Below are 12,464 nucleotides of genomic sequence, written 5' to 3'. Positions count from 1 at the left end.
CGGGGGTGGGTATTCCGCGACCCGGGGACACTTTTTCCGGTGTCCCCCGCCGCATCCCCCGGTCGGGCGCGGAGCGCGGTCAGGCGCGCGGGGACGGGTCAGGCAGGCGGGACGGTCGCGAGCGCAGGGCGGTCACGGGCGCGGGGACGGTCACGAGCGCAGGGCGGTGCTCTCCCGGGAGGTGAGCCGGGGTTCGAGCAGGGTCACCCCGGGGTTGCCGGGACCGTCGATCTTGTCCATGAGCAGGCCGACCGCGCGGGCTCCGACCTCCTCGGCGGGCAGGTCCACCGAGGTCAGCGGCGGGGCGCCGGGCGGGACCGGGCCGATGGCGACCACGGACAGCTCGGGCGGGGTGCGGCCGTGCTCGGCGAAGGATTCGAGCAGCGGACCGACCGAGGGTTCGTTGTGCACGATGAGGCCGGTGAGGCCGGGCCGCTCGCGGAGCAGGTCCTCCGCGAGGCCGTGCGCGGTTTCGGGGGAGCACGGGTGCAGGGTGGCGCGCACGCCGCGCTCGGCGGCGGCGCGTTCGAAGCCGGTGGTGGTGCGCTCGGCGAACCCGGTGCGCCGTTCGTACACCGAGGGGGGCTGCCCGACGAAGGCGAGGTCGGTATGGCCGAGGTCTGCGAGGTGGTGCACGCAGGCGGCCCCGGCGGCGGCGAAGTCGAGGTCCACGCAGGTCAGGCCCTCGGTGTCCTCGGGGACGCCGATGAGGACCGAGGGCAGGTCCAACTCGCGCAGGACGGGGACGCGGGCGTCGTCGGCCTCCACGTCCATGACGATGACGCCGTCCACCATGGCGCTGCCCGAGACCCGGCGCAGGCCGTCGGGGCCCTCGCCCTGGGTGAGCAGGAGGACGTCGTGGTCGTGCGCGCGGGCGGCGGTGACCACGGAGACGGCGAAACGCATCGCGACGGGGACGTGCACGTCACCGCGGAGCGGGATGACCAGGGCGATCACGTTGCTGCGGCGGCTGGCAAGGGAGCGGGCGCCCGCGTGCGGCTGGTAACCGAGTGCGTCGATGCTCTCCCTCACGCGCCGCCGGGTGGTCTCGGAGATCGACCGCTTGCCGCTGAGGACGTAGGAGACCGTGCTCGGCGACACGCCAGCGTGCCGGGCCACATCGGAGATCCGCACCGTGCCGTCCCGTCCGTTTTCGAACCGATTCGATGCGCTGTTACGCACCGTGTTTACCGGGTGTGGCGCCGATGGGCGCCGCCGGGCGAGGCGTGGTCACGGAGCGTGGGGGGTGAGGGAAGGGGCGCCGTGGTCAGTCCTCGGGTTCGAGCGTACCGGAGGAGCCCGCGGCGGCGCGGTCGTAGGTCTCGCGGAACTGGCGGACCCTGCGTTGGCGGCGCATCGTGAGCGGGACGAAGGTCGCGATCATGACCACCAGCAGTCCCGCCAGGAAGAGGTTGACCGAGGCGAACGGGGTTCCGTTGGCGTACTGGAGCAGGGCGTTGGCGACGTTGGGTACAACGAGGACACAGCCGAACAGCAGCATGAACTTCGGGGAGCGGGACGTGTCGCTCTGGTCGGCGAGGATGCGCCCGAGCCGGTTGGTCTCGGGGTCCGGGTGGAGGGTGCCCCGCATGATCTGCCAGTGCGCGGCCCAGGCCTTGGCCGGGTCAGCGTCCAGGGGCAGCGGCCTGTCCTTGACCATGCGGCGCATCATCCACGCGGTGCCGAAACCGGTGGCCGCAGAGACGACCACCGCCATGGCCAGGGTTCCTCCCGTGACGGCGACGATGGTGGGGGCGAAATCGGTCCCGATCATCAGAGGAACGAACAGCAGGGCTATGAAGGGGACGGCGAGGACAGCGACCAGCAGGGCCGTGCGGAGGCCGTACTGACGCGGATTGTTCTGGGCGTAGATGGTCCAACGGCCCATGAGGGTGCCGAACCGCCCGGGGGTACGGGGGATGTCGCGGTTCCTGTTCATACCGGCGAACTACCCCGGGACGAACCGCACACATGGGACCAACGACCCGAAGGGCGCACGGCGGGCCGGACCCCGGGCAGCCCCTGGGACCACAGGGCTCTAGCTACGGCCGTCCTTCGCGGCACCCAGGAAGGCCTGCCACTCGCCACCGCCGAAGAAGAGCGCGCCCAGCTCACGGTGCTTGGTGTCCCGGACCCCGGTAATCGGGCCCTCTGCAACCTCCACACAGGCTCCTCTGTCGTTGGTGTAGCTCGCCTTGTGCCACGGCCGGACGGGGACGAAGGATTCGTTGGTGGTCGTGCTCGGAGTCATGACGGCCTTTTGTACTCGTCGGTCAGCGTCTTGAAGAGGATTCGCGTCTCCGCTGTGGAGAGTGCGGATGCCTGTAGTTGGTCAAACGCTATCTCGTGTTCCAGCAAGTCCTCGGGGTCCTCGAAGAACAGCCCGTTCGGAGGGACGTCCACGAACAGTGCACGGTCGGTCTCGTCGAAGGTCAGCATCGAGAAACCGTAGGTACGCGACATGCCAGCCGTCGCCGGAAGTACCTGGATGTTGATGGAAGGCCGGTTGGCCAGTTGGTCCAAGTGGGAGAGCTGTGCGGCCATCACTTCGGGGCCGCCGATGACGCAACGCAGGCAGGACTCGTCCAGGATCATCCAGATGCGCGGCGGCTCCTCCCGTTCGAGGACGTTGGTGTGCCGCTGCATGCGCGCCTCAACCCGGCGTGCGCGCTCCTCCTCGGTGGGAATGTAACCGCGTCCCATCATGGCTTCGATGTAGTCCCGGTGCTGGAGTAGGCCGGGAACCAGACCGACCGTGTACTCCTGGATCTTGGCGGCCTCGTGCTCCAAGCCGTAGAAGGCGCCGATGCCGACGTCCTTGTACTGGAACCACCAGGGCTTCTGCTTACGTGATGCCTTGGCGATCCCCACCAGTTCTTCGCGCAGTCCATCGGTGGAGCCGTACAGGCGGCACAACTCGGAGACGTCTGCGGAGTTCAGCCGTATGAACTTGCCCGTCTCGATCCGGATGATCTTGCCGGACTCCCAGCCCATGCGCTTGGAGACCTCTCCTTGGGAGAACCCGGCGTCCGCACGCAGACGCTTGAGCTGACTGACCAGATAGCGACGCCGTACGGGGGAACCCTGAGCCACGGCTGTCTCCTCGTTCATGTGGCGGACCGTTGCCTCATTATCCCGTGACCTGCAAACTTCACATTTTGGATATACCAAGCCACTTAATTTCCAACACTTGGATTTTCTGTGTGCGTGCCTCACTATAGGGGTGAAGGCGCTGACCGCCGTACGGATCGCCTGGAACGCCGGAACGTGTGTGCGTGCCAGTTACATGCTCGTACACGGCTTGTCCGGTAGATGGGGGAAGAGCCGTGCGCTCAGGGACGCAGCCTCTCACCGGCGAGAATCCTCGCCAGGCCGCTGTAGAGCGGCCACACGAAAACGGGCTCTGGGGGCGATAGCAGCGCCTCCAGAGCCCACATCGACAACCCGATTCATGCCTGAAGGAGCGTGCCGACATGACCATTGTGCCGCGTCCCCGCGCAGCCATCCACACTTCCACCCCGCCCATCGCCGGGCGGCGCTGGCCCTCCCGGGTCTATCCCGGTCTCCTCGCCCAGGCCGCCTGGGTGCGTGAGGACCTGCGCTCCGACCTGTTCCGCCTGGAGGGGCTGTGCCCCGACCTGGCCGACACGATCGTGCTCTGCGCCAGCGAGATGTTCGCCAACGCCGCCGACCACTCCCGTTCCGGCCAGGAGAACGGCCGGGTCATCCGGACCCTGTCCATGCCCACCGCCACCACCCTGCACCTGGGCATCACCGACGACGGCATTCGGACCGAGAACCCTTCCCTCCCGCACATCCCGCACCAGCGCACCGCGTCCGAATGGGAGGAGGCCGAACGCGGCCGTGGCCTGCTGCTCATCAACTCCCTGGCCACCAGGTGGGGCACCCGTGCCGTGGTGGACTTCCCGTTCTGCGCGGGACTGGGCACGGTCGTGTGGGCCGAGTTCACCCTCACCCCCACCACTCCCGCCAGTACCGTCACCGCCGGGGCCGACAGGTGAGCGCCCCCACCGTCAGCGGACCCAGCACCGACCGCATCCGCCGGGTCCTGGACGCGCCCCGGGGACAGCGCTTCGTCCGCCCGGGTACCGCCAGCAACACTGCTCCTTCCGGTCGTCCCGACAGCCTCAACCGCCCCAGGAACACCGGCGAACCCAACGAACCCACCCGGGAACAGCGGCTCCTGGCTCAGATGGCGGGGAACCCACGCGTGACCTACCGCCAACTCCACGGCGAACTGCCCACCTGGATGCACGTCCAAGCCGCCCGGTTGGCCGCACACGGCTCCCAGAAACCCCAGGGCGCTCAGGACTCCCGGAGCACGCCGGGCACTCGGGGCACCAAGGCCCCCGAAGGCCCGCGCAAACCCTCACCGCCACCGAAGCGCCCGCAGACACCAGCGGTTCCACCCCCACGACCCGCCACCGACGACGGCCCACTCCAACCCCGTCCGACCCGTCCGCAACACCCGGAACGTCCGCCGCTGCCGCGCCGCCGACCCCAGCGCCCGCACAGCCACCGCAGACCCCGACGATTCGGCTGGACCCGCACCGGCCCGGCCCGTCTGCTGGCCGCCTACACCCTCGCGACCAGCGCCGGAGCCCTGGCCCAGCACCTGGCCACGGTCCTGCTGTAGCCGAGATCGGCCCGTACCTGAACCCCTCCAGGAGGCCGCGCCGGATCAAGGGCCCGGCGCGGCCACTGGCCTCAGGGCCCGGCCTGCCTGACGCGTTCGGCCACGTCCGCGAGCCAGGCGTCGTCGGCGCGGGTGTGGTCGTGCGAGGACAGGTAGCCCTGGTAGCGGTCGAAGTAACCTTCGATCGGTGAGGCCACCTCGCGCCAGTCCTCACCCGCATTGCCCGCGGTGCCGTGCATGGGGAAGAGCTTGGCGTGGGCGTGGTCCACCCCGTAGCCCTCATACATGATCCCGGTGCGCGCCACGTCGGGGAAGGCCGCGTCCAGGCGGCGGGCGACCTCGCGTGCGGCCAGGTGCAGGGCCGCATACTCCGACGGTTCCAGATCGACCACGTAGCTGGTGCGGTGGACCTTGGGGATCACCACCGAGAACCCCTCGGTGTTGGGGAAGATCGACAGGAACGCCAGGTGGTCGTCGTCCTCCCAGATCCGGTGCGCGGGCGCGTCCCCGGACACGATCCGGCAGAAGACGCAGCTTGCGTGGCGGTCGGCGTTCATCGGACTCCTTCACGGGACGGAACGGCATCGGTACACGTGGGACAGGCGTGGCCACGCTCCGCCACCTGACAAGCTGCAGAACAGCAGCCATCATGGCTTGATCGCCGAACGTCCTTGCCCCTCGGAGCGAATCAGGACAGGTCCGCGAGCCGAGCCAGGAGCGTGTCAGCGGTCGAGGCCATCGCTTCGGTCAGCGGCAAGTCCCTTCCCACACGTCTGCTGGCTCGGGCGACGTTGGCGCAGAGCAGCAACCGGCACAGAAGCCCGCTCTTGGTGGCTAGCTGCTCGGTGAATCCCCCGATCACCTTGTCCGCGACCTCGGGGACGCCTAACGAAGCCGCCCACAAGCAGGAGGCGTCCCATCCAATGGGTGCCATCCCCCAGCTCTCCCAGTCCAACAGCACCAGTTCGGGCCCGGTCAGGTTCGCGTACCCGAGGTCACCGTGGGAGCACGCCCATTCGTCGTCCGGAATCCGTGTGTCGACACCTGTGCCGTAGACCTCATGCACACGCCGAGACAAATGGGCCTGATCCAGGGCAACGCGTTCCGTTGCATGCACGGAGAGTTCGGCCAACCCGCTCCTCAGGCTGAACCACCAGGTCTCCGGCAGGTGCGGGTCACTAGCGATCTCAGCGGTGGTCGACACTGCGTTGTCAGGGGCCAGAGACGTTTCCTCGGCCTTCCAGACCACACCACGTCCGGGGTCAGACCAGGCTGCGGCGGCGATCCAGGCGGGTTTGGGAACACCGCGGATAGTTGCCGCCGCCTCTTCCGTCCCAGTCCAGGAGGGGATATCGACGTGTGCGTCGCGCCTCCAGGCCAGACGCACCCACGTGTCGGCGTCGGTGCGGAACCCCGCGGTGCCGTTGAACCGGCTGTAGTGGGCGTCCTCGTACAGCAGTCCACGACCCAGACGCTGTTCGGCCTGAGCCACCACGTCTTCGATGTCCACGGTCGACAGGTCGTCCAACGCAACCAACGGGATGCTGTCCTGAGCAGGCGTCATGATGCGGTGTCGACCCTTTCGGCTCTGCGGCGCAACAGTGTGCGATACCGGTCGACCATGTCGGCCGAGACGGTCAGGGACTCAGCTTGCACGATCTCCTCCAGATGTGCCGGCGAGGAGGTGCCAACAGTCAGCCTTTCGACCTCAGGGACGGCCCAGGCCGCCGCCACCGTCGCCTGAACACGGCTTGCCCGCTGCCCGGGGTCGAGGAACAGCGATGTGTCGACCCACGACCAGAGAGGATCGGCCGCATCACCACCGAAGGGCGCCATACCCCACACCGCTCGGGCCCCGACCCGTGTCGAGAACCGTTCGGCGGCTTCCAGGACCGGGGCTGGAACACTCAGGCCCGCGCGGACCATGACCACATCCGGGCGAGGAACTGACCAGTCACGTGCAGCCAGCACCCGGGGGTTCCAAGAGGAGAGCCCCCACGCACCGCAGTACCCCGCGTAGCGCATCTCCGCCAGGGCCGCGCAGGCATCCTCGAAACCCTCGATCGAGTTTTCAGGGTTGTGCAGGAGCACGGTGTCCGGCACACACCCGAGCTCTTCGGGTATCTCCCGCACCGCCGCTTTCAGTCTTTCCGGGGTCAGGTCGTGCCCGTCGGGGAAGAATCCGACCTTCGTACTGATCTCGAAGGAGGTGAGCAGGCCTCCGGCTGCATCCGCCAGCAACCGGTGGGCAGTGAACCGCTGGTAGTTGAAGGCGGTGTCCAGCCTGGTCACACCGAGTTCAAGGGCCTGTCCGAGCAGGTCACGGTTGGGACCAGACCGGTATAGCCCCAGGACAGTCCTTCGGTCAGCGGAGCACACAGTCCCTCCTTGATCAGATGTGCGGCCACGGCCCGGAGATCGCTGTCCTCCTCCCCGAGGCGGACGGGATGACCCGACAACAGGGCACGCAGCGCCGGTTCAGCACGCGGGTGGAAGGTGAGCTTCTTCCCTCCGCCGGTCACCCGGACCGCTGTGTCGTCAACGGTGAGGACGGGCGGAAACTCGGTGACCGCGACCACATCCGTACCGGTCAAAGGCCCGAAGGAGTGCACCAGAGGCATGTGCCGTTGGGGTGGCGTGTTCGCCCGGAGTTGGTCGAGGTAGTGCGAGGGCGGGTTCGCGCGTGCCGCCTCCGCGAGCCTGGCCACCAGCCCTTCGTCGTCGATAGGACCACGAGCGCTCTCCAGGTCGGTCCGAAACCCCTCGTCCGCGCGCATCGTGTCCGAGAGGAAGTTCGCCCACGTGACACCGGTTCGCTTGGTGATACCGAACGTCGCGTGCAGGGAGTGGCCCTGGTTACCTGAGCCGACCCGGGTCGCGGTGTGCCACCAGCCCCGCGGGATGTGCATGACGTCCCCGGCGGACATCGTCCCCTCCCAGACGACCTCTTCGGACGGCTCCAGGTTCTGTTCGGCGTCCCGGTACATGGGCGATGACCGCGAGGGGCCACGAACCTGCCAGGACTTCTCGCCCGAGAGCTGCACGGCGATGACATCGTGGTCATCCCAGTGCAGATGGAAACCCGGGGTGTCGCCCACGGCCAGGTAGCAGTTGACGGAGACGAGTTCCCCCGACCACCATCCCAGCGCCCGACAGGCGACCTCCATGGTCGGGTCGAAGGTGTCGACGCTGTCGAGCACGATGGTGCCGTCATTGTTCAGGATGGCACCCAGCGCGGCCATGTCCGCCTGCTGCACCGCCTGTCGGCGGCGATTGACGGCGGTGGAGAGGTAGCTGGAGGGGTGAAGTTCCTGTCCCTCGGAGTAGCAGCGCAGTTGCGGGTTGGACAGGTGGCGGCGCTGGATGATCTCCATCAACCGGTAGGGGGTCATCAGGCGTTCGAGCAGTCCGTCGTCGGTCAGGGTGCCACGGGCGAACGCGGTACCCACCACCGCCGGCCCCTGCCAACCGAGCGCCTTCTCGATTCCGGTGACAAGCCGGTGATCCATGGACGTGCTCCTATTCCTTGGGCAGGTTCAAGTCACGGTTCTCACCGTCGTCCCCGGCCGAGTTCTGCGAACTGGTGATGTCGGAGTGCTCCGAACGGTGACGGTCGTGTGCCACGCCCACCTGCTCAACCAAGAGGAGGAGCCCGTCGTGCTCAGCCGTGTCACTGGTATGCGCGAGGTCGCCCATGCGACTTTCCCTTCTGCGAGGTTTGCGCCCAGAAAGCGGTCCTGGGCCCCTGAGGGGAATCTCAGCTGGCGCCAGTTTTTCCACTTCTCTGGGACGCCGCTACCGCATGAGGGACGCCTCGAAAGACGTCCCGGTGCGATAGAAACGTCCCCATGCCCCCCAACGAGCGGCTTCGCATCTGTCTGGAGCGGTCCGGGCACACGATGGCCTCGCTTGCCCTGCACGTGGGCACCGACCCCAAGACCGTGGCACGGTGGGTCAGCACCGGACGAGTGCCCCACCGCCGCAACGCCCACGCCGTGGCGCGTGTACTCGGTGCAGACGTCCGCGAACTCTGGCCCGCCCTGGAGCGGCGGGCCCGGAGAGCTACGGACACGGACCTGGTAGCCGTTCACCGGCAACGCCCCGACGTATCGGCCGAACAGTGGCGCAGCATGTTCGCGGCTGCTGAGAGGACGATCGACATCCTGGTCTACGCGGCCCTGTTTCTCCATGAACAGATTCCCGGGTGGAACGACCTACTCAAGGCCAGAGCCGAAGACGGTGTCCATGTGCGTGTACTCATCGGAGACCCCGACTGTGAGGCCGTGCGTGTCCGCGGCGGGGAGGAGCGCTTCGGCCATGGCATCCAGTCCCGATGCCACCTGGCCGCGATGCACTACCGACCTCTGGCAGCAGTCCCGGGAGTCTCGGTGAGGGTGCATTCCACAACGTTGTACAACTCGCTCTATCGAGCAGACGACCACATGTACGTCAACACGCACATGTACGGGGTCAACGCCTACGGCAACCCGCTGTTGCGGCTCAAACGCACGGCTCCCCAGGGGCTGTTCGACGCGTATGCCGCCAGCATGGACGCCGTATGGTGTACCGCCCGACCTCTTGGGGAGTGAGTAGGACATGGCCCGTACCGAGTACTACGACGACCCTGCGGCTCCCGTTCCCAACAGCCTGGTGGTCGCTGCCAGCGCTGCCGTCCTGGACGAGCAGGACCGTCTGCTGTTGCAACGGCGAGTGGACAACGGGCTGTGGGCGATGCCGGGCGGAGCGATGGAGATGGCCGAGAGCCTGCCCGAAGCCGCCGTGCGCGAGGTGCGTGAGGAGACCGGGTACGAGATCGAGGTGACCGGGCTGGTCGGCACCTACACCGACGCCCGCCACGTCATCGCCTACAGCGATGGAGAGGTGCGCCGCCAGTTCAACGTGTGCTTCCGCGCCCGTGTCGTCGGGGGAGAACTCGCGGTCAGCGACGAGTCGCACGAGGTGCGCTGGTTCACCGCTGAGGAGGCGGCAGGGCTGGAGATGCACCACACCCAGCGGCTCCGGGTGGGGCACGCGCTGGGACGGGGAGGACCGTACGCGGGCTGACCGCACCGGGCCCGAGGGCCGGTGCGGCCGTCACCATGGCGCCACCTGAGGGGTAGCTGTGCGCTGACGACCCCGACTTCGAAGAGGCCTTGGGCAGAGACGCCGCGTCTCCCCGGGACCGATGTCGACAGCCCCGGGCGGGGCGGCTAGTCCTGCTTCGGGTTGCTGTTCAACTTGCGCCGTTCCCAGCGGTTGGGGTGGCGGATGACCACTCCCGCCATGCCGCCGGTCCCGGTGAGCCGGATCAGCGGGGTCCCCGCGAGCCGGTCGGGGGTCGTCTTGTCCTTCAGGCCGCCGATGCCGGGGTCCACGCCGCCGGTGTCCGCCACCCAACCGTCGGGGATGACGATCGTGACACCGGCCGCCTCCCCGTACGCCTCCACCACGACCTCCGTGAGGCGGCACTCGGCCCGGCTGAAGTCGATCTTCACCCCCGCCATGCCCCCGTGGGCGATCACGTGACCGGGCACCTCCCAGCGCCCGGGGCCGCGGGACGCGCCGTGCAGGCCGCCCTTGAGCACCAGGGGCGGCTGGCTTTCGGGGAGCTGCGGCTTGGGCAGGTCGGCGGTCAGGACTGCCAGCTCGGCGTGGGTCCTGGAGCTCAGCGCCTGTTCCAGGCGCGTGTCCAGCTCGTCGAGGTCGATGCGCCCCTCGGCCGCCGCGTCGCGCAGTTGCTCCACCACCGCGTCCCGGTCGGCGTGGGAGGCGCGCAGGTCCGCGGGGGGAGCGGTGCGCGCGGGGGGCTTCGGAGGCTGGGCGTTCATGGCACAAGGATAAGAGCGGGCGAACCGGGCTGTACATCGCGGAGGCCGAACCCGTCGGGGCCGTGGAGGCTGGAGTGCCTGGCCTGGGCGTGTCCGGGTTGGGAGCAGCCCCGCTGGCTCGGCGAGGCCACGGTCTGGGATGCGGACAGGGCGGGTGCGGGTTCCACGGGTGTGGCCACAAGCGGCCGTCGCCGCCTCGGACACCCCTCGGGCGGGTAGGTTCCCTCGCGGCTCGGACGCGCACCGGGCCACGGCCCCGACGACTCCCCCACCGAAGAGGACCGCAGTGAACCTCCACCTGCCCTACCTGATCGGACCTCTCCTCCTTCTGCTGGTGGGCCTCTTCGCACTGGTCTGCTGCTTCGCGGCCGCGCCGGAACGCCGTGCGACCACCGGGCTGGGCGCGGCGGCGCTGCTGGCCTCCTCCGTCCTGTCCCTGCTCGACCAGCTCTTCTCCCCCTGGGTGCGCGAGCAGGTGGCGGACTCCGAGACCACCGCGCTGATCACTGGCGTGTCGCACCACCTGTCCGCGGCCCTCCTCGGTGCGGGCATGCTCCTGCTGGTCCTGGCCGCCACCCGGAGGACATCGCGGACCGAACCGCCCCCTCCGACCTCCTCCACCTACGGCGGAACGCACGAGGAGGCCCGGCGATGACCGATCAGGGACCCGACCTGGTGCAGTTCCTCCTGAACCTGCTGACCGTGGTGCTCCCCCCGCTGCTGGCGGGGGCCGTCGCGCTGGCCCTCGCCGGGAGGGCTCCCGGCGGGCGCGGCCTCGTCCGCACCGGAGGCGGCCTGCTCGTGCTCCTCAGCATCATCCAGGGGGCCCGGGAACTCTGGTTCCGGTTCCTCTTCCTCCCGTCCTTGGTGGAGAACGGTGAGGCGCCGGTCCCGTTCCCGGTGCTGTTCGCCCTCGACATCGGGGTCCACGTGCTGCTCGCGGCGGCACTCGTCCTGCTGCTGTGCGCGGTGATCAGCTCCCGGGGGCGGCGTCACGCGCCCCGGGGGACCGTGCCGCGACGGCCGGAGCAGAGGCCGGAACCACGGGGCGGACGACCGGGCGGCGCCCCGTACGGCGGTGGCCGGGCCTCCGCGCGCGCTTCGAACGCCCATCCGGCAACGGGCGATCCCGGCCACCGCGGCGACGCTTTCGACGGCGGAGGCGGTCACAATGACGGCGGCGGAGGCGGTGGAGGCGGCTTCTAGCCCTCCGGCACTTCGATCCGCTTCCCTCACGAGCACGGTGTCACCTCCGACTGTTCCGCCACCGCTTCCCCCGACGCTCCGATCCGGTCCCGACACGAGCACGACGTCACCTCCGGCTGTTCTGCCGCCCTTCCCAATCCCATGTTCCTCACCGGGGTCGGGGGCCGCCACAGCCGAAAGGGATCTGTGGAAAACTCCCGCGGCGGGTCGGCCGTCCCACCTCACATACGCGGACGGCGACGCCCGGCCGCCGCCGCGGACGGACCCGCCGCCCCGCCCCCGCGCTGGCGTCGGCGGCCCCTCGCGCCGGCGCTGACCAGGCGAGCAGCCCGGCGTGAGAGCCTGATTCCGCGCGTGACCCACAGGAAAGGCCCCGGATGCACCTGATCTCCTCCCTCTACACCGTCTCCTCCGTCATCTCCCTGCTGTTCGAGGCCCTCTACCTGCTGTTCGGCGTCATCGTGCTGGTCCTCAGCGGCGTGGTGGCCGCCGACCGCAAGAAGCTCGTGACCGCAGGAGGCGCCCTGATCGTCCTCGGTGCCCTCGGCGATCTGGCGGTCCAGATCTGGAGCTTCTACGCCCTGTACATGGGCGCGGTCTCCCCTGTCGCTCCCGCGCCCGACCTGCTGCACCTGGTGTTCACTCTGGTCTTCCTCGGAGGCTTGCTCACCCTGGTGCTGGCCGCGGTCAGGCGCGTCCCGGGTCCGGCCGCCGCTCCAACGCCAGGGCCTCGGCCCGGCCCCCACCCCTCCCCGACCCGCTGACACGAGGAG

At 69.0% G+C, this 12,464-nt stretch carries 17 protein-coding genes; 7 read left to right on the top strand and 10 right to left on the bottom strand.

The window, feature by feature from the left end:
- Positions 1-150: 150 nt before the first annotated feature.
- From PV789_RS02145 to PV789_RS02130, 4 genes are all read right to left on the bottom strand, one after another.
- Positions 151-1,134, bottom strand: coding sequence for a LacI family DNA-binding transcriptional regulator (locus tag PV789_RS02145; RefSeq protein WP_274975927.1), 984 nt, complete (start codon positions 1,132-1,134; stop codon positions 151-153).
- Between the two features lie 133 nt (positions 1,135-1,267).
- A complete protein-coding gene (locus tag PV789_RS02140; RefSeq protein ID WP_274975926.1) occupies positions 1,268-1,939 on the bottom strand; it encodes a hypothetical protein in 672 nt (223 codons plus the stop codon).
- 99 nt (positions 1,940-2,038) lie between these two features.
- Complete coding sequence (locus PV789_RS02135) at positions 2,039-2,251, bottom strand: DUF397 domain-containing protein (RefSeq protein ID WP_047870371.1); 213 nt, start codon at positions 2,249-2,251, stop codon at positions 2,039-2,041.
- Positions 2,248-3,111 carry a helix-turn-helix domain-containing protein gene (locus PV789_RS02130; protein ID WP_274975925.1) on the bottom strand — a complete coding sequence of 288 codons (864 nt, stop codon included), beginning with the start codon at positions 3,109-3,111 and terminating at the stop codon, positions 2,248-2,250. The genes PV789_RS02135 and PV789_RS02130 overlap by 4 nt, the downstream gene beginning before the upstream one ends.
- 362 nt (positions 3,112-3,473) lie before the next feature.
- Between PV789_RS02130 and PV789_RS02125 the strand changes: the two genes are divergently transcribed.
- Together PV789_RS02125 and PV789_RS02120 are read left to right on the top strand one after the other, a co-directional pair.
- Positions 3,474-4,022, top strand: a complete 549-nt coding sequence (locus tag PV789_RS02125) for an ATP-binding protein (RefSeq protein ID WP_274975924.1) — start codon at positions 3,474-3,476, stop codon at positions 4,020-4,022.
- The gene (locus PV789_RS02120; protein WP_274975923.1) at positions 4,019-4,657 is read left to right on the top strand and encodes a hypothetical protein; all 639 of its coding nucleotides are present in this window, start codon (positions 4,019-4,021) and stop codon (positions 4,655-4,657) included. Before PV789_RS02125 ends, PV789_RS02120 begins: the two co-directional genes overlap by 4 nt.
- A 71-nt stretch (positions 4,658-4,728) precedes the next feature.
- Here the strand turns inward: PV789_RS02120 and PV789_RS02115 are convergent, their stop codons facing one another.
- The 5 genes from PV789_RS02115 to PV789_RS02095 all read right to left on the bottom strand — a co-directional run bounded on the left by PV789_RS02115 (position 4,729) and on the right by PV789_RS02095 (position 8,353).
- On the bottom strand, positions 4,729-5,214 hold the full coding sequence (locus PV789_RS02115; protein ID WP_274975922.1) for an HIT family protein: 486 nt from the start codon (positions 5,212-5,214) through the stop codon (positions 4,729-4,731).
- A gap of 131 nt (positions 5,215-5,345) precedes the next feature.
- Positions 5,346-6,221, bottom strand: a complete 876-nt coding sequence (locus tag PV789_RS02110; protein WP_274975921.1) for a protein kinase family protein — start codon at positions 6,219-6,221, stop codon at positions 5,346-5,348.
- The gene (locus tag PV789_RS02105) at positions 6,218-6,949 is read right to left on the bottom strand and encodes an aldo/keto reductase (protein ID WP_274975920.1); all 732 of its coding nucleotides are present in this window, start codon (positions 6,947-6,949) and stop codon (positions 6,218-6,220) included. The genes PV789_RS02110 and PV789_RS02105 overlap by 4 nt, the downstream gene beginning before the upstream one ends.
- Positions 6,946-8,166 carry a JmjC domain-containing protein gene (locus PV789_RS02100; protein WP_274975919.1) on the bottom strand — a complete coding sequence of 407 codons (1,221 nt, stop codon included), beginning with the start codon at positions 8,164-8,166 and terminating at the stop codon, positions 6,946-6,948. The genes PV789_RS02105 and PV789_RS02100 overlap by 4 nt, the downstream gene beginning before the upstream one ends.
- Before the next feature lie 10 nt (positions 8,167-8,176).
- Positions 8,177-8,353 carry a hypothetical protein gene (locus tag PV789_RS02095; RefSeq protein ID WP_274975918.1) on the bottom strand — a complete coding sequence of 59 codons (177 nt, stop codon included), beginning with the start codon at positions 8,351-8,353 and terminating at the stop codon, positions 8,177-8,179.
- 152 nt (positions 8,354-8,505) lie between these two features.
- Between PV789_RS02095 and PV789_RS02090 the strand changes: the two genes are divergently transcribed.
- Complete coding sequence (locus tag PV789_RS02090) at positions 8,506-9,246, top strand: helix-turn-helix domain-containing protein (RefSeq protein ID WP_274975917.1); 741 nt, start codon at positions 8,506-8,508, stop codon at positions 9,244-9,246.
- Between the two features lie 7 nt (positions 9,247-9,253).
- On the top strand, positions 9,254-9,721 hold the full coding sequence (locus PV789_RS02085) for an NUDIX domain-containing protein (protein WP_274975916.1): 468 nt from the start codon (positions 9,254-9,256) through the stop codon (positions 9,719-9,721).
- Positions 9,722-9,867: 146 nt separating this feature from the next.
- Here PV789_RS02085 and PV789_RS02080 read toward each other — a convergent pair whose 3' ends face one another.
- Positions 9,868-10,485: a DUF1707 SHOCT-like domain-containing protein gene (locus PV789_RS02080; protein ID WP_274975915.1), complete on the bottom strand. Its 618-nt coding sequence runs from the start codon at positions 10,483-10,485 to the stop codon at positions 9,868-9,870.
- A gap of 286 nt (positions 10,486-10,771) precedes the next feature.
- Between PV789_RS02080 and PV789_RS02075 the strand changes: the two genes are divergently transcribed.
- The 3 genes from PV789_RS02075 (at position 10,772) to PV789_RS02065 (ending at position 12,455) form a co-directional block, all read left to right on the top strand.
- The gene (locus PV789_RS02075) at positions 10,772-11,140 is read left to right on the top strand and encodes an MFS transporter (protein ID WP_274975914.1); all 369 of its coding nucleotides are present in this window, start codon (positions 10,772-10,774) and stop codon (positions 11,138-11,140) included.
- The gene (locus PV789_RS02070) at positions 11,137-11,691 is read left to right on the top strand and encodes a hypothetical protein (RefSeq protein WP_274975913.1); all 555 of its coding nucleotides are present in this window, start codon (positions 11,137-11,139) and stop codon (positions 11,689-11,691) included. Before PV789_RS02075 ends, PV789_RS02070 begins: the two co-directional genes overlap by 4 nt.
- A gap of 377 nt (positions 11,692-12,068) precedes the next feature.
- Positions 12,069-12,455: a hypothetical protein gene (locus PV789_RS02065; RefSeq protein WP_274975912.1), complete on the top strand. Its 387-nt coding sequence runs from the start codon at positions 12,069-12,071 to the stop codon at positions 12,453-12,455.
- The last annotated feature ends 9 nt before the right edge of the window (positions 12,456-12,464 follow it).

Source organism: Nocardiopsis camelliae (genome assembly GCF_028993595.1).
GTDB classification, from domain to species: domain Bacteria; phylum Actinomycetota; class Actinomycetes; order Streptosporangiales; family Streptosporangiaceae; genus Nocardiopsis; species Nocardiopsis dassonvillei.
Note: the sequence above shows the minus strand (reverse complement) of the source record. Positions and strands in the feature narration are given on the sequence as shown.

Coding starts and splice junctions, on each gene's coding strand:
- PV789_RS02115 (WP_274975922.1), bottom strand. CDS start 5,214: ATGAACGCCGACCGCCACGCAAGCTGCGTCTTCTGCCGGATCGTGTCC.
- PV789_RS02080 (WP_274975915.1), bottom strand. CDS start 10,485: ATGAACGCCCAGCCTCCGAAGCCCCCCGCGCGCACCGCTCCCCCCGCG.
- PV789_RS02065 (WP_274975912.1), top strand. CDS start 12,069: ATGCACCTGATCTCCTCCCTCTACACCGTCTCCTCCGTCATCTCCCTG.
- PV789_RS02090 (WP_274975917.1), top strand. CDS start 8,506: ATGCCCCCCAACGAGCGGCTTCGCATCTGTCTGGAGCGGTCCGGGCAC.
- PV789_RS02070 (WP_274975913.1), top strand. CDS start 11,137: ATGACCGATCAGGGACCCGACCTGGTGCAGTTCCTCCTGAACCTGCTG.
- PV789_RS02130 (WP_274975925.1), bottom strand. CDS start 3,111: ATGAACGAGGAGACAGCCGTGGCTCAGGGTTCCCCCGTACGGCGTCGC.
- PV789_RS02135 (WP_047870371.1), bottom strand. CDS start 2,251: ATGACTCCGAGCACGACCACCAACGAATCCTTCGTCCCCGTCCGGCCG.
- PV789_RS02110 (WP_274975921.1), bottom strand. CDS start 6,221: ATGACGCCTGCTCAGGACAGCATCCCGTTGGTTGCGTTGGACGACCTG.
- PV789_RS02095 (WP_274975918.1), bottom strand. CDS start 8,353: ATGGGCGACCTCGCGCATACCAGTGACACGGCTGAGCACGACGGGCTC.
- PV789_RS02100 (WP_274975919.1), bottom strand. CDS start 8,166: ATGGATCACCGGCTTGTCACCGGAATCGAGAAGGCGCTCGGTTGGCAG.
- PV789_RS02140 (WP_274975926.1), bottom strand. CDS start 1,939: ATGAACAGGAACCGCGACATCCCCCGTACCCCCGGGCGGTTCGGCACC.
- PV789_RS02085 (WP_274975916.1), top strand. CDS start 9,254: ATGGCCCGTACCGAGTACTACGACGACCCTGCGGCTCCCGTTCCCAAC.
- PV789_RS02125 (WP_274975924.1), top strand. CDS start 3,474: ATGACCATTGTGCCGCGTCCCCGCGCAGCCATCCACACTTCCACCCCG.